Origin of the sequence: Streptomyces sp. NPDC056527, assembly GCF_042794475.1 — a bacterium.
Taxonomy (GTDB): domain Bacteria; phylum Actinomycetota; class Actinomycetes; order Streptomycetales; family Streptomycetaceae; genus Streptomyces.
Window position 1 is genome coordinate 53,451 of the sequence record NZ_JBHTTQ010000002.1, and the last position, 19,859, is coordinate 73,309.

The following is a 19,859-nucleotide window of genomic DNA, read 5'->3' on the forward strand; positions in this document are numbered from 1 at the left end:
GCCAAATTGGACGCCCCGAAGAGGAACCACCCCATGAGCACCACGGCCACCGCCACGGCCACGTCCCCCGAGCCCGCGCCCGAGTCGCCGCAGCGACCGACCTCCGGACTCGACCGCTTCTTCAAGATCTCCGAGCGCGGCTCCACCGTCGCCCGCGAGGTCCGAGGCGGCTTCGCCACCTTCTTCGCGATGGCCTACATCATCGTGCTGAACCCGATCATCCTCGGCAGCGCCAAGGACATGTACGGGCACCAGCTCGACGGCGGCCAGCTGGTCACCGCGACCGTGCTCACCGCGGCCTTCTCGACGCTGCTCATGGGTGTCATCGGCAACGTCCCGATCGCTCTCGCGGCCGGACTCGGCGTCAACACCGTCGTCGCCCTCCAGCTCGCGCCGAAGATGTCCTGGCCGGACGCCATGGGCATGGTCGTCCTCGCAGGTCTCGTCGTGATGCTGCTGGTCGCGACGGGCCTGCGCGAGCGCGTGATGAACGCCGTCCCGGTCGGCCTGCGCAAGGGCATCGCGATCGGCATCGGTCTCTTCATCATGCTCATCGGCCTCGTCGACTCGGGCTTCGTCTCCCGTATCCCCGACGCCGCGCACACCACCGTCCCGCTCCAGCTCGGCGGCGACGGTCACCTTAACGGCTGGCCGGTCCTGGTCTTCATCCTCGGCACGCTGCTCACCCTCGCGCTGATCATCCGCAAGGTGCCGGGCGCCATCCTGATCTCCATCGTCGTGATGACGATCGTCGCGATGGTGATCAACGCGGTCGCCACCATCCCGTCCTGGGGTCTGACCACCCCGACCTGGCCCGGGAACCCGGTGGCCTCGCCCGACTTCGGTCTGGTCGGCGAGGTGAGCCTGGTCGGCGGCTTCGAGAAGGTCGGGATGCTGACCGGCGTCCTCTTCGTCTTCACCGTGCTGCTGTCCTGCTTCTTCGACGCGATGGGCACGATCCTCGGCGTCGGCGACGAGGCGAAGCTGATCGACAAGAACGGCGACTTCCCCGGCATCAACAAGGTGCTGCTCGTGGACGGTCTGGCCGTCGCCTCCGGCGGCGCCACCTCCTCCTCGGCCACCACCTGCTTCGTGGAGTCCACGGCGGGCGTCGGTGAGGGGGCGCGCACCGGCCTCGCCTCGGTGGTCACCGGTGGTCTGTTCTCGGTCGCGCTGTTCCTGACGCCGCTTGCCACGATGGTCCCGTCCCAGGCGGCGACGCCCGCGCTGCTCGCGGTCGGCTTCCTGATCCTGGCCGGTTCGATCAAGGAGATCGACTGGAGCGACTTCACCATCGCGGTGCCGGCGTTCCTGGCGATGGTGATGATGCCGTTCACGTACTCGATCACGAACGGCATCGGCATCGGCTTCATCGCCTTCAGCGTTCTGCGGCTCGCGACGGGCCGGGGCCGCGAGGTCCCGGTGGCGATGTACGTCGTGTCGGCGGTGTTCGTCTTCTACTACGCGATGCCGGCCCTCGGCCTCACGTGACCCACACGGTCATGACGGAGCGTTCGTGGGCTTGAGCCCGTAGAACTTCTCCGTCTCGTCGACGGCGGTCTGGAACCGATCGTCGAAGTCAGCGCGGATGAGCGTCCGGACGACATAGTCCTGGACGCTCATTCCGCGTTTGGCGGCATGTCCCTTGAGACGGTCGAGCAGCTCACCGTCGATGCGCAGGCTGAGCACGGTCGATCCCATGCCCGTCAGGGTCGCGGCAGGAACGGGCCCCGTGCGTCACTTTCCGGATCCATCTCACTCGTTTGGGTGACAGATTCGGTCACGGGCATTCCGGGTGGTATTTAGAATGGGTAATGAGTTATGCTAACGAACATGCCTGACCTGTCCCACGGCACCGCCGACGACGTCGCCGCCGTGAACGAGCTGCGCTCCGCCGTCATGCGACTGAGCCGACGCCTCAAGCACCAGCGAGTCGACGAGTCGCTGAGCCCGACCGAGATGTCGGTGCTCGGCACCCTCAAGCTCTGCGGCTCCGCCACCCCCGGTGAGCTGGCCCGCAAGGAGCATGTCCAGCCGCCGTCGATGACCCGCATCGTCGCGCTGCTCGAAGCCAAGGGGCTGGTCCGGCTGGAGCCGCATCCCGACGACCGTCGACAGAAGGTCGTCAGCCAGACCGAGCGGGCCGAGGCCATGCTCGAGGAGTCCCGCCGCAAGCGGAACGCCTGGCTGGCGTCCCTCGCCGAGGGTCTGGACGAGGACGAATGGGCCAAGCTGCGCGCGGCCGCCCCCGTCCTGGAGAAGCTCGCCCACCTCTAGACCCCGACGCCGAGGAGGCGACGCACTTTGAGTACGGGACCCGGAGCAGACTCCGCACCCGTCCATAAACCCGACACCCACACCCCCGGGCGAGGCGGCACGTTCTCCTCGCTCAGGATCCGGAACTACCGGCTGTTCTTCACCGGTGCCATCGTCTCGAACACCGGCACCTGGATGGCCCGTATCACCCAGGACTGGCTGGTCCTGAGCCTCACCGGATCCGCTGCCGCCGTCGGCATCACCACGGCGCTGCAGTTCCTCCCGATGCTGCTCTTCGGCCTGTACGGCGGTGTCCTCGCGGACCGCTACCCGAAGCGGCGCATCCTGCTGATCAGCCAGGCCGCGCTCGGTCTCTGCGGGCTCGCGCTGGCCGTCCTGACGCTCTCCGGACACATCCAGGTCTGGCACGTCTACCTGATCGCCTTCCTGCTCGGCATGGTCACCGTGGTCGACAACCCGGCCCGGCAGTCCTTCGTCTCCGAGATGGTGGGCCCCGCCCAGCTGCGCAACGCCGTCTCGCTGAACTCCGCGAACTTCCAGTCCGCCCGGCTCGTCGGTCCGGCGGTCGCCGGTCTGCTGATCGCCACCGTCGGCAGCGGCTGGTCGTTCCTGTTCAACGGCCTGTTCTTCCTGGCCCCGCTGGCCGGGCTGCTGATGATGCGGCCCGCCGAGTTCCACAAGGTGGAGCGCGCACCGCGGGGCAAGGGCCAGCTGAGGGAGGGCCTGCGGTACGTGGCCGGCCGGCCGGACCTGATCTGGCCGATCGTCCTCGTCGGTTTCGTCGGCACCTTCGGGTTCAACTTCCCGATCTGGCTCACGGCCTTCGCCGACGACATCTTCCACGTGGGCGCGGGGACGTACGGCTTCCTGAACACCCTCATGGCGGCCGGCTCGCTCGCCGGCGCGCTCCTGGCGGCGCGGCGCGGCTCCACACGGCTGCGGATGCTGGTGGTCGCGGCGGTGGTCTTCGGCGTGCTGGAGATCGCGGCGGCGCTCTCGCCGTCGTTCTGGCTGTTCGCGCTGCTGCTCGTCCCGATCGGCATGTTCGGCCTCACGGTCAACATCACCGCGAACTCGGCGGTCCAGCTGGCGACGGACCCGGTCATGCGGGGGCGGGTCATGAGCCTCTACATGATGGTCTTCGCGGGCGGCACCCCGATCGGCGCGCCGCTGCTCGGCTGGATCACCGACACGTACGGCCCACGGGTGGGCTTCGCGACGGGGGGCCTGGTCTCGCTCGTGGCGGCGGGCGTGGTGGGCCTGGTGCTCGCGCGGGTGGGCGGCCTGAAGATGGCGTTCGGCTGGCACCACGGGCATCCGCGGGTCCGGTTCGTCGAACGCGAGCGCTTGGCGACGGCGGCGTAGGCCGCCAGGGGGGACGGGTCCCGGGGGACGGGGCCCGCCCTTGGTGTCGTCGGACGCGCGGGGCCCGCCCCCGGTGTCGTCAGACGCGCCGCTCCAGCACCTGGCCCGGCCAGTCGCCCACCGTGAACGGGTCCGTCCGTGTGAAGCCCTGGCTCTCGTAGTACGACACCAGCCGGCCCTCGCTGCCCGCGAAGCAGTCCACCCGGAGCAGCGAGAGGCCCTGGCGCCGGGTCTCGTCCACCGCGTGGGCGAGCAGCGCCGCGCCCACGCCCCGGCCGTGGAAGCGCGCGTCCGTCGCCAGGATGTGGACGTAGACCTCGGGCTCGTCCGCAGGCGCCACGTACGACGCCGGGTGCGGGGTCAGCGTGACCGTTCCCGCCGGGAGGCCGTCGATCTCGGCGATCCACGGGGTGCCCTCGGAGACGATCTTCTCGACCAGGCTCACCGCCTTCGCGCGGGTCGACCACGGCTCGGTGCCCCACTGGTCGGTGATCCCCTGGCTGTTGAGCCAGACGACCGCGCTGTCGAGCATCGCGAGTATCGCGGGGACGTCGTCCGCCCCGCCCTTCCTGATGGTGATCTCCATCCGGTCGACGGTAGCCGCTGACACACTCTGCGCATGAGGCTTTTCGCTGCCGTACTGCCGCCCCCGGAGCAGCTGACCGAACTCGCCCACGTCGTGGACCGCCTGTCCCACCTGCCCGACGCCGGGCGCCTGCGCTGGACGACACGGCCCGGCTGGCACTTCACGCTCGCCTTCATGGGCGAGGTCGACGACGAGCTGCTCCCCGAGCTCCACGAGCGGCTCGCCCGCGCCGCCCACCGCACTCCGCCGTTCGCCCTGCGGCTGCACGGCGGCGGACACTTCGGCCGGGCGGTGCTGTGGACGGGGGCCGCCGGGGACCTCGACGAGATGCGCCTGCTCGCCGAGCGCGCCGACGCCGCCGCCCGCCGCGCGGGCGTGCCGATGGACGAGCACCGCCGCTACCAGGCGCACCTGACGCTCGCGCGCTCGCGCGCCGGCCTCGACCTGCGGCCGTTCGTCGACGCGATGGCCCGATTCGAGGGCAGCCGCTGGCAGGTCCCCGAGCTGGCGCTGGTCCGCAGCAACCTTCCGGGCGGCGGTGTGCCGGGGGAGCAGCCGCGGTACGAGACGGTCGGCGCATGGCCGCTGGGACGGGCGGGTTAACCTCGAAGGGTGGATCCCAAAACCCGTAACCGGATCATGGCCGGTGTGCTTGTCCTGATGTTCGCGATGATCGCCGTGGCCTCCGTGGTCGGCCAGTAGCCCCGGATCACTCCGGGGTGACGTACGCCCCCGCGATGCCGCCGTCCACCAGGAAGTCCGAGGCCGTGACGAACGACGAGTCGTCGCTGGCCAGGAACGCGGCCGCGGCGGCGATCTCCTCCGGCTCGGCGAACCGGCCCGTGGGGATGTGGACCAGACGACGGGCGGCGCGTTCCGGGTCCTTGGCGAACAGTTCCCGCAGCAGTGGCGTGTTGACCGGTCCCGGGCAGAGGGCGTTCACACGGATTCCCTCGCGCGCGAACTGGACACCCAGCTCCCGCGTCATCGCGAGGACGCCGCCCTTGGAGGCGGTGTACGAGATCTGCGAGGTCGCCGCGCCCATGCGGGCGACGAACGAGGCCGTGTTGATGATGGAGCCCTTGCCCTGGCGCTGCATGTAGGGGATCACGTACTTGCAGCACAGGAAGACCGACGTGAGGTTGGTCTCCTGGACGCGGCGCCAGGCGTCGAGGCCGGTGGTGAGGATCGAGTCGTCGTCCGGGGGCGAGATGCCCGCGTTGTTGAAGGCGATGTCGATGCGGCCGTACGCCCGGAACGCCTCCTCGTACATGCGCCGCACGTCGGCCTCGTCCGTGACGTCCGTCCTGACGAACAGGCCGCCGGTCTCGTCCGCCGCCGCCTGTCCGGCGGTGGGGTCGACGTCGGCGACGACGATCTTCGCGCCCTCGGCGGCCATGCGGCGCACGGTGGCGAGGCCGATGCCGCTGCCCGCACCGGTCACGACGGCGACCCGGTCCTGGAGCCGGAGATTCATGTTCATGGTGGTGGTGTCCGTTCCTTCGTGTGCGTACGGGTGAGGGTCAGAGGCGTTCGAAGCCGCGGCGCAGTTCCCAGTCGGTGACCGCCCGGTCGTAGGCGGCCAGCTCCTGCCGGGCGTGGTTGGCGTAGTGGGCCACGACGTCCGGTCCGAAGACCCGGGCGGCCAGTGCGCTGTTCTCCCACAGCTCCAGTGCCTCCCTCAGGTCGCGGGGGGCGTGCGGCGCGTCCACGGCGGCGTAGGCGTTGCCTTCGTGGACGGGCTCCAGGGGCAGGGCGCGGTCGATGCCGTCCAGGCCGGCGGCGATGAGGGCGGCCACCGCGAGGTAGGGGTTGACGTCGCCGCCCGGGAGCCGGTTCTCGACCCGCAGCGAGGGGCCGTGGCCGACGAGGCGCAGCGCGCAGGTCCGGTTGTCCACACCCCACTTGACGGTCGTGGGAGCGAAGCTGCCGGGGACGAAGCGCTTGTACGAGTTGATGTTCGGCGCGTAGAAGAGCGTGAGCTCGCGCAGGGCGGCCAGCTGGCCGGCCAGGAAGTGCTCGCCCAGCGGGGAGAGGCCCCCGGGACCGTCGCCGGCCAGGACCGGGGTGCCGTCCTCGGCGCGCACGGAGATGTGGATGTGGCAGGAGTTGCCCTCGCGCTCGTTGGGCTTGGCCATGAACGTGAGGCTGCGGCCCGCCTGTGCGGCGATCTCCTTCGCGCCCGTCTTGTAGACGGCGTGGTTGTCGCAGCTCGTCAGGGCCGTCGCGTAGCGGAAGACGATCTCGTGCTGGCCGAGGTTGCACTCGCCCTTCGCCGACTCCACGTACATGCCGGCCGCCGTCATCGACGTGCGGATGCGGCGCAGCAGCGGTTCGACCCGGGAGGTGCCGAGGACCGAGTAGTCCACGTTGTACTGGTTGGCGGGCGTCAGGTCGCGGTAGTTCTTCCGCCACGCCTCTTCGTAGGTGTCCTCGTACACGACGAACTCGAGCTCCGTGCCCACCATCGCCTGCCAGCCGCGGGCGGCCAGCCGGTCGGTCTGTGCGCGCAGGATCTGACGGGGCGAGGCGGCGACCGGGTCGCCGCCCTCCCACCGGAGGTCGGCGAGGACCAGGGCGGAGCCCTCGTGCCAGGGCAGCAGCCGCAGCGTCGAGAGATCGGGTACGAGGACGAAGTCCCCGTAGCCGCGGTCCCAGGAGGACATGGCGTAGCCGTCGGCGGGGTTCATCTCGACGTCCACGGCCAGCAGGTAGTTGCAGCCCTCCGTGTGCCCCTCGGCGACCTCGTCGAGGAAGTACTCGGCGGACAGCCGCTTGCCCTGGAGGCGGCCCTGCATGTCGGTGAAGGCGAGGACGACCGTGTCGATCTCCCCGGCCGCCACGCGCTCGCGGAGCTCGTCGAGGCCGAGCATCCCTGTGCGCTTCGTCATGATCTACTCCACGGTTCTGCGGTTGCGGTCTGCGGCGGGCTCAGAGGGTGTAGGCACGGGTGGCGAGGGTGATCCCGGACGCCTCGCCGGACCAGGTCACGGTCGCCGGGCGCGGGACGCGCAGGGCCTCGGCGGGCAGGGTCGGGGTCTGGGCCACGACCCGCAGGGGCAGCGGTCCTTCACCCCGTACGCGCAGGGTGACGTCGGTGCCCTGCGTGCCGGGCGCGGCCATGATGAAGCCCCATCCCCACGCTCCGGCCTCGGGGCTGCGATTGCGACCGCCCGGGAGGTCCGTCGCGCCGTGCCGCGCGCCGACGACCTCCGCCCGGTCGGTGTCGGCGTACAGCATCAGCTGGGTGGGCGTGCCGTGCTGTGCGCCGAGGTGCAGGGTGAGGGTGCGGACCCCGTCGGCCCCCTTCCGGTCCTCACGGACATCCAGGGTCGGCAGCGGCACGGCAGCCGCCGGCGCCGGGCCGACCCGCCAGGTGTCGGGTTCGGTCAGGGGCGGGAAGCGGCGTACGAGGCCGGTCGCGTCGGAGGTCACGTACCGGGCGACCCACGGGTCGGGGTTCCCGCCGTCGCTGAGCCATTGGGCCGTGCCGGCATCGGCGTCCACCGCGTACATCAGGCTGACCTGGGCGGGGTGGCGCGCATCGGTCCGGTCGACGACCACTCCGGCGCCGAGCAGGGCGCCGGCGAGGAGCACCGCCGCGCAGAAGCCGGCCAGGACGCGCCGGCCCGGCAGCACCGGGGTGGCCGGTACGACGACGGGAGCGGCCACGAGGACGACGACGGCCAGCGGCACCGAGGCGTACACCAGGCCCACGGTCGTGAAGAGCATGAGCACGATCGGGGTGAGCAGCGCGGCGGCGGGGATCGCTGCGAGCGCCGCGCAGGCACCGCGCCACGGCGAACGGCCGGACATCCGGGCGGAGATGACGAGACCGGTCGCGCCGGCCAGCGCGGGCCACACGAAGAGGTACGAGGCGCCGGGGAAGACGAGCGCGGTGACCAGGGCGAGGAGCGTGAAGAGGGCGGTGACTCCGGCGGCCAGTTCGAGGCCGGTACGGGCGGTGCGGGCCGGGCGGCCGGCACGGTGCCGTCGGACGCGGCGCAGGAACGCGGTCCACGCCCAGGTCAGTGCCACGGCCACGAGGGTCAGACCGAGCGCGGGGAGTTCCGGCCGGTACGGGTCGCCCAGCATGAGGCCCCGGTAGTCCGGGCGGAGCAGGGTGAGCAGCTCCCAGCCGAGCCAACCGGTGGCGGCGGCGCCGAGCAGCGGCAGCGGCAGGCCGCCGACCACCGCCCCGACGGCCCGCAGCCGGATCGCCCCGCGCCGGCGGGCGAACCACAGGGCGGCCGCGAGGCCGAGCACGGCCGTTCCGGCGAGCGGCAGGACCAGCGCGGCCGGGTAGTGCAGCAGCAGGCCGAAGAGGCTGAAGTAGGTGGCGTCGGAGTGCCCGGCGACCTGTCCGAGGTCGCTCGCGGCGAGCGCGCGGGCCGAGGACAAGGCGCTGGAGCCCATGTCCTGGAGGCTGGAGCGGTCGACGTTCGCCAGGTTGTCCTGCGGGGTGTGGTACTTCGCGGAGCCGCCGAGCACCGCGAAGTTGAGGCCGGTCAGGCCGGTGCGGCGAAGCTCGGAGAGGTCGGTGTCCTGCGCCAGCAGACGGTAGATCTCGTACGAGAACGAGGTGGCGACCGGAGGCTCCTCGGCCAGCGTCGGGATCAGGGCGCTGTTGTGCGCGCCGGTCTCGAACATCACCACGCGCCCGGACGTGCCGCGCGCCTCCAGGTTGAGCACCACGGTGCGGTCGGGGTCGGTGACGCCGGCCGCGGTGAACGCCCGGGCGCCCATCAGGCCCGGCTCCTCGCCGTCCGTGAAGAGGAAGGTGATGTCGTTGCGCGGGGCGGGGCCGGAGGTCAGCGCGCGGGCGGACTCCAGGAGGGAGGAGACGCCGAGGCCGTCGTCGGACGCGCCGGGGCCGATCTCGACGGAGTCGTAGTGCGCGACCAGCAGCACGCGGCCGGTCGAGTGGGTGCCCGGCAGGGTGGCGCTGATGTTCTGGACGTGGGCGGAGAGGGCCGCCCCCGAGCCGGTGTCGGTGCTGACCGCGCTGTCGACACGGGGGGTGAGCCCGAGGGAGCGGAGTTCGGCGACGATCCGGTCGCGGACCTTGTGGTGCTCGGCGGTGCCGAGAGGGTGGGGGAGGTCGGAGAGCGAGGCGAGCTTCGCATGGGCGCGCTCGGCCGAGAAGGCGCTCGCGGGGGCGTCGGCGGGGAGCGGGGCCGGTGCGGCGACGGTGGTCCAGGCGCTGACGGCGGCGGCGGTGGCGGCGAGCGCGACCACCAGGGCCTGTGCGCGGCGGCGGGGGCGCGCCGCGACACGGGACGCCTTCGTGGGGGTCTCGGGCACGTTCCGCGCGGCGGGCGCGGCCGGGTCCGTCGCCGGGTCTTCGGCCGTGGGAGCCTCGGTGGGAGTGGTGCCGCCGTCGTGCGTGTCGTCGTCGCTGTCGTCGGCCTTGTCCCGGTGCGGCTCGATGTCGAGGCTGCTCGGCGGCAGCATCACCAGCGCCGTCACCGTCACGGCGGTCATCAGGGCCGCCGACATCAGGAACGGGGCCCGCAGCCCGAAGTGGTCCGCGACCACGCCGCCGATCAGGCCGCCGACGGGGGACACGCCGTTGACGACGAGCCGGTAGGCGCCGTTGACGCGGCCGAACAGCTCCGTGGGGACCAGGACCTGACGCAGCGAGATGGTGACGACGTTGGCGAGCGAGATGGCGGCGCCGACCAGGCTCAGCGTGCCGGCGGCGAGGAAGGGGTCGTTCGTCAGGCCGGGGACCAGAAAGGCCGGCGGGCAGAGCGCGAAAGCCAGTTGGAGGGTGCGGCCACGGCCGATCCGCTTCACCACGAGCGGCGCGACGAGCAGGCCGACGAGTCCGCCCACCGCGACGAGGACCATGAGCAGTCCGTACGCGTTCTCGCCGATGCCCAGGGTCTCCAGGGCGTACAGGACGGCGATGGACAGCACGGCCAGGATCGAGAAGTTCAGCGTCCCGATCAGTACGCAGACGGTGCGCAGCGTGCGGTGGCCGCGCAGCCAGCGGATGCCCTCGGCGGTCTGCTCCCGCAGCCTGCGGAAGGTCATCCGCTCGGCCGGCGCGACCGCCGTGTCCTTCGCGGCCCCGGTGCCCGCCGCGCCCGAACGGCGGATCGAGAGGATCAGGAGCGCCGAGAGTCCGAAGGAGATCGTGTCCAGGGCGAAGGGCAGCGCGTGCGAGGTGGAGAACAGGAACGCTCCGAGGGGCGCTCCGAGGAACTCGGTGGTGACGAACTGTCCTCCCATCAGGCGGCTGTTGGCCGAGTCCAGCGAGGCCCCGCCCGCCACATCGGGCACGACCGCCTGCGACAGGTTCTCCGCGAGCGTCTCGATGGAGCTGAGGACGAACGCGGTGACGGCCAGGACCGTGATGCCCACGCCCCCGGTGAACGCCAGCAGGGCGAACAGCCCGATGACCGCGGCTCGCGCGAGGTCGCAGAGCCACAGCGCCCGCCATCGGTCGACGGAGTCGGCGAGCGTCCCGGCGAAGGGCCCCACGAACAGCCAGGGCAGCCGCGAGGCCACCGTCACCAGCGCCACCAGGAACGGGTCCTCGGTCAGCGCGGCGGCGAAGACCGCGAACGCGGTGATCCGGATGCCGTCGCCGAGCCCGGAGAGCGTGGTGGCGCTCCACAGGCGGCGGAAGCCGCCGGCGAATCCGCCGCGGCTCGCGGCCGCCGGCGCCATGGTCTGCGTCGCCACGGTCTGGCCTTTCTGTCGGGTCGGGTCGGGGTGGGCTGGGGCCGGTGGGACCGGGTCCCGTGCGAGTGGTGGTCGGCCACCGCGTGGGGGCCGGCCGCCGTCGGTCGACGGCGGGCGTACGGGCCCGGGGACGGGCAGGCGGGTCAGGCGCGCAGGCCCGCGTCCACCTCGGCCGCGGACATGCGCTGCACCGTCAGGACCAGCTCGGCGACGCGGTCGATGTCGATTCCGGCCTCCGCGCCCTGCGCGCGGACCAGGTCCGCGAGGGACGCCACGGTCGGCGCCTCGATGAAGAAGTGCAGGGGCAGTTCGATCCGGAACAGCTGCCGGATGTTGGAGACCACGAGGGTCGCGAGCAGCGAGTGGCCGCCCAGGGTGAAGAAGTCGTCGTGCACGCCGATGCCGGGCACGTCGAGCGCCTGCTCCCAGACGCCGGCGAGGACCCGCTGGACGTCGTCCGACGGCGCCACCCGCTCCGCGCCCGTCGCCGGGCCTCCGGCGCCGGGAAGCGGCAGCGCCGCGCGGTCGACCTTGCCGTTCGGGGTCAGCGGGAAGGCGTCGAGGACGGTGTACGAGGACGGGATCATCGGGGTCGGGACGATCCGGCCGAGGTGGCGGCGGAGCGCGTCCGCGCCCGGCACGGTCGCGCCCTCCGCGGCCGTGACGTAGGCGGCCAGGCTCAGGTCGCCCTGGCGGTCGGGCAGGGCGAGGACGGTGGCCTCGGCGACCGACGGGTGGGTGCGCAGCGCGGTCTCCACCTCGGCGGGCTCCACCCGGTAGCCGCGGATCTTGACCTGGTGGTCGAGCCGGCCGAGGAACTCCAGCGTGCCGTCCGCCTTCCAGCGGGCCCGGTCGCCGGTGCGGTACAGCCGCTCGCCGGGCGCGAAGGGGTGGGGCACGTAGCGTTCCGCGGTCTGCCCGGGTCGGTCGAGGTATCCACGGGCCAACTGCACGCCGCCGATGAGGAGTTCTCCGGCCACACCGATCGGCTGGATGCGGCCGAGCTCGTCCAGGACGTACAGCTTCACGCCCGCGATGGGCGAGCCGATCGGCACCGGCTGCGGGACCGGGACGGGCACCCGGTGCATGGCCACGTCGATGGTGGACTCGGTGGGGCCGTAGCAGTTGTAGAGGTCGGCGTGCGGGGCGAGTTCGAGGAACCGGCCGGCGAGTTCGGCGGTCAGCTCCTCACCGCCGCTCTGCGCAATGCGCAGGGTGCGCGCGGCCTCCGCGAAGCCGGGCTCGGAGACCACCGGGCGGAGCGTCGAGGGGACGAAGTCGGTGGCCGTGACCCCGTGGCGGACCAGCACCTCGTGGACGTAGCGGGCGTCGGTGTTCCGGCGCGGCAGGGCCATCACCTGCCGGGCGCCGCTCAGCGGCGGTACCAGGATCTCCCACAGCGAGGGGTCGGCGGTGATCGGGGTCTTGTGCAGGACGGTGTCGTCCGGTCCGAAGCCGATCGAGTCGATCATCTCGCGCACCCGGTTGGAGATCGCGCGGTGCGGTACGACGACACCCTTGGGCTGTCCGGTCGAGCCCGAGGTGTAGAGGACGTAGGCCGCGTTGTCCGGGGTGAGCGCGAGGTCGGGCCGGGTGGCCGGAAGCTCGGCGAGGGCGGCGCCCAGGGTGTCGAGGGCGACGGTCTCCACCGCGCTGTCGCGACCGGGCGGGGTGACGGCCGGGATCCGGTCGGCCAGCTCGGCGAGGGTCAGCACCCGGACCGTACGGGCGTCGCGGATGAGCTGCTCGTGGCGGTCGGCGGGGTGGTCCGGCTCCAGCGGGACGTACACGGCGCCGGCCTTGAACACGCCGAACAGCGCCACCATGAAGTCGAGTCCGCGCGGCAGGCACAGGCCGACCCGGTCCTCGGTGCGCACGCCGGTGTCCCGGAGCCAGTGCGACAGCCGGCTGGACCGCTCGTCCAGCTCGCGGAAGGTCAGGGAGGGGGACGGGACGGTGTCGTCGCCGGAATCGGCGATGACGGCCACCGCGTCGGGGGTGGCGGCGACCTGGTCGGCGAACCAGTCGGTGAGCAGCCGGGGCGGGCCGGCCGCGCCGGCCGGACCGCTCATCGCCAGGAGCCGGTCACGCTGGACGTCGGACATCACCGGCAGCTCGCGGACGTCCGCGGAGCCGTCGGCGGCGACCGCGGCGAGGACCGTCTCGACGGCCTCGCCGAGCCGGGCGGCGGTGTCCGCGTCGTAGAGGTCGAGGGCGTAGCCGAGCCAGCCGGACAGACCGCCGTCGGGGGTCGGCGAGAACTCCAGGGTCAGGTCCAGGTCGGCGCCCGCGCTGGTGGTGTCGGCGATCTCCACCTCGACGCCGGGCAGCCGCAGTTCGCCGAAGGGCACGTTGCGCAGGGCGAGCAGGGTGTGCAGCAGCGCGCCGCCCCGGCCGGCGGCCTGCCCGTCGCCGGTCGCCTGCGCGATCCGCTCGTACGGGACGTCCTGGTGGCTCATGGCGGCCAGCGTCCGTGCGCCAGCCTGGCGCAGCAGCGCGCGGAACGGGGCGGCGCCGTCCACGTCGAGACGGAGCGGCAGGGTGTTGACGAAGAAGCCGACGAGACGCTCCAGTTCGGGGCGCGAGCGGCCCGCGACGGGAGCGCCGACGACCAGGTCCCGCTGGCCGGACCAGCGGTGCAGGACGACCGCGTACGCGGCGAGCAGGACGCTGAACAGGGTGGTCTGCTCGGACTGTCCCAGCGCGGTGAGGCGGGCGGTCAGGTCGGGGGAGAGCCGCAGCGGCACGGCGCCGCCCCGGTACGAGGGCTCGCTGGGGCGGGCCCGGTCGCCGGGCAGGTGCAGCTCGGAGGCGCCCGCCAGGGCCTCGCGCCAGTACGCGAGGTGTTGCCCGGCCTCCTCGCCGTCGGTGCGCTCGCGCTGCCAGGCGGCGAAGTCCGCGTACTGCACCGGCAGTTCGGGCAGGACGGCGGCGCGGCCCTCGGCGGCCGCGGTGTACGCCTCCATCAGCTCGTCGACCAGTACGCCGAGGGACCAGCCGTCGACCGCGATGTGGTGCACGCACAGGGCGAACACCCAGCCGCGGGTCCCCTGGAAGTCCTCGCCGAGCCGCCAGAGCCCCGCGCGCAGCAGGCCGGGCACCGCGAGGTCGAACGGCCGTGTCGTGAGTTCCTCCACCAGGACGTCGACGTCGGTGGCGGCCACGTCCTCGGCGACCAGGTCGACGGTGACCGCGCCCGGGTCGTGGACGACCTGCGTCAGGCCCTGGTCGGGGGTCAGTTCGAAGCCGGTGCGCAGCGCCTCGTGCCGGTCGACCACGGTCCCCAGGGCCGTGCGCAGGGCGTCCTCGTCCAGCGCGCCGCGCAGCCGCAGCACGATGGGCAGCAGGTAGGTGACGGCGTCGGGGGCCAGCTCGTGCTGGAAGTACAGCCGCTCCTGGCCCTGGGAGGCGCGGTGGCGGCTGACGCCGGGCGTGCGCGGCAGCCGGGGCACGGCGTCCTGCCGCGCCCGTCCCCGGGCGAGCCGCAGGCTCAGCAGGGCGCGCCGCTCCGGGGACAGCTCGCTGATCGCGCGGTTCAACTCGGACATCGGTCGGTCACTCCTGGGGCGTCATGGTCGGCGGCGGGCGGCGGGCGGCGGGCGGCGGGGGTGGTGGGGTGCTCGGGCGCGGCTCAGAGCAGGTCGAAGTCGACGATCAGCACGTCGCGGTGGGCCGGCGCCGTGGGGTCGACCGGCTGCAGAGCGGTGACGTCGTGCAGGACGCGGCGGTCGTCCACCAGGAGCTGGTCGCCCGGCTCGGCCAGGGTCACGGCGAACAGCTGCTCACCGTCCTCGCTGTACAGGGAGGACTCGCCGCCGATGATGTTGTGCCGGTTGACCAGCAGCGACGTGACGTACGTCGAGCCGTCGCGGTGCCTGCCCTGCGGGGCGGGCTTGCCGACCTGGCCGGGGCTGGTCACGATGCGGAACGGGTGCAGCTTCACGTCCCACTTCGAGACGCCCTCGGCGGCGGAGAAGATCCGGCCCAGGGTGAGCACCGTCGCCCGCGTCAGCGGATCGGCGAGGAACTCCTCGGTGAGCGGGTCGAAGTGGCGCTGCTGGCCGCCGTTGAGCGGGTTGACGGTGAGGTCCTGCGCGTAGGGGGCGTGCGGCTGGGCGGTCAGCGTCCCGGCTGCGGCGTCGAGGTGGAAGTGACCGTAACGGCGGTAGCGGTAGGTGCCGTTGTCGCGCATGTAGCGGTCGACGGTGAGGTCGTCCCAGTGGCGGGCGAAGCGGGCCCAGTCCTCGGCGCCGGCGCCGACGAGCTCGGACTGCGGGGCGGCGGACAGCAGGTGGTACCCCTGGGCGGACAGTTCGTCCGCCGCGCCGGACTCGGCGGGGGCAAGCGTGGTCGGGGCGAACGCGTCGGACACGGTGGGCTGCCTCTCACTGGATCGGGAGCACGGTCCGTCCGTACCTCCACGCTTCCGATCCTGGCCGCGCCCACCGATCCGCAGCAGTCGGGGGAACCCCTGACAGCGCCGTCCGGACGGGTCAGGCGGCGGGCGCCGCGAGGATCACGCGGATCTCGCTGACGCGGTATCCGCCGCGACGGAAGGCGTTCGCCATCGGGACATTGGTGGAGTCCGTGGTGGCGGTGATCCGCTCGGCGCCCTCACCCGCGTGGAAGCGGGTGATCTCGGCGAGGACGTCGTCGATGTAGCGTCGGCCGCGCAGCTCGGGGACCACGCCGAGGTAGCCGACGTTCGGCCCGTACGGGGTACGGGACGGGATCGCGAAGCCGGCGAGCTGCCCGTCCGGGGTGTGGGCGAGCCGCCACCACTCCCGCTTGCCGGGGCAGCCCGTGTAGAACTCGAGGTCGTCGCGGGCGGCGCCTTCCTCGCCCATGGACGCGACGTTGGCGATGGTCTCGCTGTCCAGGCTGCCGCGCGCGACCTGACGGAACACCTCGACGAACGCCTCGTCGTCGGGCTCGGCGGTGAACACGAGCCGGTCCGAGGGCCCGGGGACACCGGCCTCCGGCGCCCACTCGAACCGCAGCCGCTGGATCCGCTCGCTCAGCCCGGCGCGCCGGGCCGCCTCCTCGCGCCAGGCGGCGGCCGCGGCGCGGCCGGCCTCGTCGCCCTCGTCCTGCGGAAGCATGATGTTGTACGCGGGCGGGGTGGCGGCTCCCTGCCCGGCGAAGACCGCGTGCGCCGCGCCCAGCAGCTCGGCGGCGACGGCGGCCGGATCGGCGACCGACTCGTGGACGGTCAGGCAGTCGAGGGTGATCGGGCGCTCGCTGTCGGAGCGGCCCCACCACAGGGCCCGTGCGAGGATCCGGCCGTCCTCCTCCGCGATCCACGTCCACTCGGGGCGGCACTGCCGGGCCGCGGTCTCCTGGCGGTAGCGGTCGGCGTCGATCCAGGAGACGGGCTCCTTGACGTCCCAGGCGAGGACGGCGTCCAGATCGCTCTCGTTCATCGGGCGGTACTGCATGTGGGGGCCTCCGTGAAGTATGGAGGCAGCAACTCTGGCATCGCGTGACGCGCCCGGTCAGTCAGGGGTCTTCCCGACTCCCGGCGCGGGCACGGGAGCGCACAGGATGCGGTGGACCGGTCCCCGTCCGACCCAGGAGGTCCACCCCCGATGGCTGAGCAGTCGCTGGCGATCACCACGTCGTTCGCCCAGCAGAGCCTCTGGCTGCAGCACCAGATCGACCCCGGCCGCTCGGCCTACCACGTGGTCGCGGGTGTCCGGCTGCGCGGCGCGCTCGACGTACCGGCCCTGACGGCGGCGCTCAACGCGGTGGCCGCGCGCCACGAGACGCTGCGGACGGTCTTCCGGCTCGACGCGGGGGTGCCGGTCCAGGTGATCGGCCCGGTCCCGCCGCTGACCGTGCCGGTGGTCGACGTGACCGCGGAGCAGGTGGACGCGCTCGTCCAGCGTGAGATCGAGGCGCCGTTCGACCTGGCGGCGGGTCCGCTGGTGCGTCTGCGGCTGCTGCGGCTCGCGGCGGACCACCATGTCGTCGTGCTGGTGATGCACCACATCATCACCGACGGCGAGTCCACGGCGATCCTGCTGCGCGAACTGCTGCTGCACTACGCCGCCGAGGTGTCGGGAGAGCCGCTGGAGCTCCCCGAACTTCCCATCCAGTACGCCGACTTCGCGGTCTGGCAGCGTGACCTGCTGAGTGGCGCGCGGCTCGACCGGCTGACCGACTACTGGTCCGGGCGGCTGGCGGGCGCGGCCCCCCTCGCTCTTCCCCGGCCGGCGGAGGGCGCGGAGCCCGGCCCCTCGGCCGGCGGCCTGCACGAGTTCACGGTGCCGGCCCCGCTGCGCGCCCGGCTGGAGGCGGCGGCCCGTGACGGCGACGCGACCCTGTTCATGATCCTGCTCGCCGGCTTCGACGCCCTGCTCGGCCGGTGGTGCGGGCAGGAGGACGTGACGGTTCTCTCCCCCGTCTCCGGACGCTCCCGCCCCGAACTCGAAGAGATCATCGGGTACTTCGTCAATCCTCTGCTGCTGCGGGCCGACCTCTCCGGAGACCCGGACGCCCGCACGGTGCTCGCCCGCGTGCGGGAGACCTGCCTCGGCGCGTACGACCACGAGGAGCTGCCCTACGAGCAGGCCGCGCATCTGATCGGCGTGCCGGGCACCGAGCGCGAACGGACCGCTGACGGCCGGGTCATGATGGTGCTCCAGTCCCCTCGCGAGGAGAACTGGAGCCCGGCGGGCCTGGAGTGGGAACAGATCCCGGTCGGTATCGGCACGGCCAAGGCCCCGCTCGTCCTCGACCTGCGGCCCGGCTCCGAGGCGCTGCACGGAGTGCTGGAGTACGACAGCGCGCTGTTCGACGCGGCCACGGTGGCGGCGCTGGGCGAGGACCTCCTGGCGGCGTGGGAGTGGCTGGCCGACCTCTCGTCGCGGCCCCTGTCGCGGATCCCGGGCCTCAAGGGCCCCGCGGAGCCGGCGCGGTTCGCTCCGGAGGCCTCGTCCCCGGCCCCGGCCGCCGTGTCCCCGCAGGCCGTCGGCGGACCGGCCGCGTATGTGGCGCCGCGCACGCCCCTGGAGGAGGAGGTGGCCCTGATCTGGGGCGAGCTCCTCGGCCGGGAACGCGTCGGGGTGCACGACAACTTCTTCGACCTCGGCGGTCAGTCGCTGGCCGCGGTCCGGCTGACGGCCCGGCTGCGCGAGGAGTTCGGCATCGGGCTCGCGGTCCGCGACCTGTACGCGAACTTCACCGTCGAGGAGGTCGCCTGGCGGCTGCTCGAGGCGCTGGCGGCGGAACAGGCCGACGAGGCCGACGCCAGTACCGGCCCGGCCGCCGTCTGAACCGCCTGAACCGAACCCTGGAGAGACATGTCCACGTCCGTACCCGTTCCCGTGCTGTGCTTCCCCCCTGCCGGGGCCGGCGCCAGCTTCTTCCACCCCTGGCTCGGCCACCGCGACGACCTGCGGGTCGTTCCCGTGCAGCTCCCCGGCCGCGAGCGCCGGCTCATGGAGGAGGAGTGCACCGACCTGGACACCCTCATGGCGCGCATCGTGCCCGAGCTGCTGGCCGAGGTCGACGGCGCCGAGCGCGTGGCCGTCTTCGGCCACAGCTACGGCGCGCTCCTCGCGTACGAGACCGTCCGCAGGCTCTCCGAGAAGGCGCCCGACATCGCGGCGACCCTCGTGGTGAGCGGCTCCAACCGGCCAGGGACCCCGCGGGCCGGGCGGGTCACCGGGCTGTCCGACGACGACTTCGTCGCCGGTGTCGCCGAGATCGCGGGCTACAAGCACCCCGCCCTCGACGAGCCGGAGCTGCGGGAGCTGATCCTGCCCACGCTGCGGACGGATGTGGCGATGCACGAGAACTACGTCCACACCGCCGCCGGTCCGATCGACGTCCCGGTCCTCGCCGTGCGCGGCCGCTCCGACGACCTCGTCTCGGCGGCCGAGCTCGCCGAATGGCGGGAGATCACCTCGGCCGGCTTCGACCAGACGGAGATCGACGGCGGGCACATGTACCTGGTCGACGAGTGGGCCGCGCTGCTCGGCCTCGTCGCGGCGGCCACCGCCGGCGGAGCGGCCTCGTGACCGGCCGGCTGACCGGCAAGTGCGCCGTCGTCACCGGCGCGGGACGCGGCATCGGGCGGGCGTGCGCGCTCGCGCTGGCAGAGGAGCAGGCCGCGCTCGTCCTGGTCGACATCGCGGCCGAGGTGGCCGAGGTGCCGTACCCGATGGCGTCGGCCGCCCAGCTGGAGCACACGGCGCGGCTGTGCCGTGAGCGGGGCGCCGCGGTCCTGACCGTACGCGCCGACGTGCGACGGGAGGAGGAGGCGGAGCGGGTCGTCGCCGAGGCCGAGGCCCGCTTCGGGAAGGTGGACGTCCTCGTCAACAACGCCGGGATCGCCGGGCCTTCGGGGCGCATCGTGCACGAGGTCGGCGAGAGCGACTGGTCCATGATGATGGACACCAACCTCAACGCGCCCTGGCGCCTGATCAAGGCGGTCGGCCCCGGGATGACCCGGCGACGGGCCGGCTCCATCGTCAACATCGCCTCCACCGCGGGTCTTGTCGGCTACCGCAACTTCGCCGGGTACGTCGCCTCCAAGCACGGTCTGATCGGCCTGACCCGGGCTGCGGCGCTGGACTACGCGCCGTACCGGGTACGGGTCAACGCGGTCTGCCCCGGCTCGGTGCGCGACACCGGCCACGGCGAGGGCCGGATGCTCGCGGAGATCGGCCGCAGCATCGGCCTCGACCCGGCCGAGCACGAGGAGGCGTTCATCACCCAGCAACCGACGAACGCCCTCGTGGAGGCCGAGGACGTGGCCGGGGCGGTGGTCTGGCTCGCGACGGACGAGTCCCGGTCGGCGACCGGCAGCGTGGTCACCGTCGACGGCGGCTACAGCATCCGCTGAGCACCGTCGGTCGAAGGCCCCGGCTCTCGGGGCCCCGGGCCCGGTGTCCGGCGCCCGGCCGGATCTGTCCTTCCCCTTTCTTCCAGG

The 19,859-nt window shown here is 72.8% G+C and carries 15 protein-coding genes; 7 read left to right on the top strand and 8 right to left on the bottom strand.

All coding sequences use genetic code 11. The features are described from left to right. The first annotated feature begins 33 nt into the window (after positions 1 to 33). Positions 34 to 1,491, top strand: coding sequence for an NCS2 family permease (locus tag ACFQ7Q_RS01875; RefSeq protein WP_383548428.1), 1,458 nt, complete (start codon positions 34 to 36; stop codon positions 1,489 to 1,491). Positions 1,492 to 1,500: 9 nt separating this feature from the next. On the opposite strand, the gene ACFQ7Q_RS01880 is transcribed toward ACFQ7Q_RS01875, so the two are convergent. After that, positions 1,501 to 1,701, bottom strand: coding sequence for a ribbon-helix-helix protein, CopG family (locus ACFQ7Q_RS01880; protein WP_362369521.1), 201 nt, complete (start codon positions 1,699 to 1,701; stop codon positions 1,501 to 1,503). 132 nt (positions 1,702 to 1,833) lie between these two features. Here ACFQ7Q_RS01880 and ACFQ7Q_RS01885 point away from each other — a divergent pair, with 132 nt between their 5' ends. Both ACFQ7Q_RS01885 and ACFQ7Q_RS01890 read left to right on the top strand, forming a co-directional pair. Next, on the top strand, positions 1,834 to 2,277 hold the full coding sequence (locus tag ACFQ7Q_RS01885; protein WP_329117645.1) for a MarR family transcriptional regulator: 444 nt from the start codon (positions 1,834 to 1,836) through the stop codon (positions 2,275 to 2,277). A gap of 27 nt (positions 2,278 to 2,304) precedes the next feature. Further along, the gene (locus ACFQ7Q_RS01890; RefSeq protein WP_383548431.1) at positions 2,305 to 3,642 is read left to right on the top strand and encodes an MFS transporter; all 1,338 of its coding nucleotides are present in this window, start codon (positions 2,305 to 2,307) and stop codon (positions 3,640 to 3,642) included. A gap of 79 nt (positions 3,643 to 3,721) precedes the next feature. Here the strand turns inward: ACFQ7Q_RS01890 and ACFQ7Q_RS01895 are convergent, their stop codons facing one another. Next, positions 3,722 to 4,228, bottom strand: coding sequence for a GNAT family N-acetyltransferase (locus tag ACFQ7Q_RS01895; protein WP_383548434.1), 507 nt, complete (start codon positions 4,226 to 4,228; stop codon positions 3,722 to 3,724). A 33-nt stretch (positions 4,229 to 4,261) separates the two neighbouring features. Between ACFQ7Q_RS01895 and thpR the strand changes: the two genes are divergently transcribed. Beyond that, positions 4,262 to 4,831, top strand: coding sequence for an RNA 2',3'-cyclic phosphodiesterase (gene thpR / locus ACFQ7Q_RS01900; protein WP_383548437.1), 570 nt, complete (start codon positions 4,262 to 4,264; stop codon positions 4,829 to 4,831). 106 nt (positions 4,832 to 4,937) lie between these two features. On the opposite strand, the gene ACFQ7Q_RS01905 is transcribed toward thpR, so the two are convergent. The 6 genes from ACFQ7Q_RS01905 to ACFQ7Q_RS01930 form a co-directional block, all read right to left on the bottom strand. Continuing rightward, positions 4,938 to 5,711, bottom strand: a complete 774-nt coding sequence (locus ACFQ7Q_RS01905; protein ID WP_329117638.1) for a 3-oxoacyl-ACP reductase — start codon at positions 5,709 to 5,711, stop codon at positions 4,938 to 4,940. A gap of 40 nt (positions 5,712 to 5,751) precedes the next feature. Continuing rightward, the gene (locus ACFQ7Q_RS01910; protein ID WP_383548441.1) at positions 5,752 to 7,119 is read right to left on the bottom strand and encodes a glutamine synthetase family protein; all 1,368 of its coding nucleotides are present in this window, start codon (positions 7,117 to 7,119) and stop codon (positions 5,752 to 5,754) included. Between the two features lie 40 nt (positions 7,120 to 7,159). Further along, positions 7,160 to 10,921: an MFS transporter gene (locus ACFQ7Q_RS01915; RefSeq protein WP_383548444.1), complete on the bottom strand. Its 3,762-nt coding sequence runs from the start codon at positions 10,919 to 10,921 to the stop codon at positions 7,160 to 7,162. A 143-nt stretch (positions 10,922 to 11,064) separates the two neighbouring features. Beyond that, entirely contained in the window at positions 11,065 to 14,469 is a 3,405-nt protein-coding gene (locus ACFQ7Q_RS01920) for an amino acid adenylation domain-containing protein (RefSeq protein WP_383548447.1), read from the bottom strand. Positions 14,470 to 14,552: 83 nt separating this feature from the next. Beyond that, the gene (locus tag ACFQ7Q_RS01925; protein ID WP_383548450.1) at positions 14,553 to 15,293 is read right to left on the bottom strand and encodes a 2OG-Fe dioxygenase family protein; all 741 of its coding nucleotides are present in this window, start codon (positions 15,291 to 15,293) and stop codon (positions 14,553 to 14,555) included. Positions 15,294 to 15,414: 121 nt separating this feature from the next. Further along, positions 15,415 to 16,359 (bottom strand): GNAT family N-acetyltransferase, encoded by a 945-nt coding sequence (locus tag ACFQ7Q_RS01930; RefSeq protein WP_383548453.1) that lies wholly within the window; start codon positions 16,357 to 16,359, stop codon positions 15,415 to 15,417. Between the two features lie 150 nt (positions 16,360 to 16,509). On the opposite strand from ACFQ7Q_RS01930, the gene ACFQ7Q_RS01935 reads away from it, so the two are divergent. The 3 genes from ACFQ7Q_RS01935 to ACFQ7Q_RS01945 are packed head-to-tail and all read left to right on the top strand — an operon-like array spanning position 16,510 to position 19,772. Continuing rightward, positions 16,510 to 18,198 (top strand): condensation domain-containing protein, encoded by a 1,689-nt coding sequence (locus ACFQ7Q_RS01935; RefSeq protein ID WP_383548456.1) that lies wholly within the window; start codon positions 16,510 to 16,512, stop codon positions 18,196 to 18,198. A gap of 27 nt (positions 18,199 to 18,225) precedes the next feature. After that, on the top strand, positions 18,226 to 18,945 hold the full coding sequence (locus ACFQ7Q_RS01940; protein ID WP_383548458.1) for a thioesterase II family protein: 720 nt from the start codon (positions 18,226 to 18,228) through the stop codon (positions 18,943 to 18,945). After that, entirely contained in the window at positions 18,942 to 19,772 is an 831-nt protein-coding gene (locus ACFQ7Q_RS01945) for an SDR family oxidoreductase (RefSeq protein ID WP_383548461.1), read from the top strand. The genes ACFQ7Q_RS01940 and ACFQ7Q_RS01945 overlap by 4 nt, the downstream gene beginning before the upstream one ends. Positions 19,773 to 19,859: the final 87 nt, after the last annotated feature.

Bases quoted from the DNA above. Each gene is read 5' to 3' on its own strand.
- thpR (WP_383548437.1), top strand. From the start codon at position 4,262: ATGAGGCTTTTCGCTGCCGTACTGCCGCCCCCGGAGCAGCTGACCGAA.
- ACFQ7Q_RS01910 (WP_383548441.1), bottom strand. From the start codon at position 7,119: ATGACGAAGCGCACAGGGATGCTCGGCCTCGACGAGCTCCGCGAGCGC.
- ACFQ7Q_RS01940 (WP_383548458.1), top strand. From the start codon at position 18,226: ATGTCCACGTCCGTACCCGTTCCCGTGCTGTGCTTCCCCCCTGCCGGG.
- ACFQ7Q_RS01885 (WP_329117645.1), top strand. From the start codon at position 1,834: ATGCCTGACCTGTCCCACGGCACCGCCGACGACGTCGCCGCCGTGAAC.
- ACFQ7Q_RS01920 (WP_383548447.1), bottom strand. From the start codon at position 14,469: ATGTCCGAGTTGAACCGCGCGATCAGCGAGCTGTCCCCGGAGCGGCGC.
- ACFQ7Q_RS01905 (WP_329117638.1), bottom strand. From the start codon at position 5,711: ATGAACATGAATCTCCGGCTCCAGGACCGGGTCGCCGTCGTGACCGGT.
- ACFQ7Q_RS01875 (WP_383548428.1), top strand. From the start codon at position 34: ATGAGCACCACGGCCACCGCCACGGCCACGTCCCCCGAGCCCGCGCCC.
- ACFQ7Q_RS01895 (WP_383548434.1), bottom strand. From the start codon at position 4,228: ATGGAGATCACCATCAGGAAGGGCGGGGCGGACGACGTCCCCGCGATA.
- ACFQ7Q_RS01880 (WP_362369521.1), bottom strand. From the start codon at position 1,701: ATGGGATCGACCGTGCTCAGCCTGCGCATCGACGGTGAGCTGCTCGAC.
- ACFQ7Q_RS01935 (WP_383548456.1), top strand. From the start codon at position 16,510: ATGGCTGAGCAGTCGCTGGCGATCACCACGTCGTTCGCCCAGCAGAGC.
- ACFQ7Q_RS01930 (WP_383548453.1), bottom strand. From the start codon at position 16,359: ATGCAGTACCGCCCGATGAACGAGAGCGATCTGGACGCCGTCCTCGCC.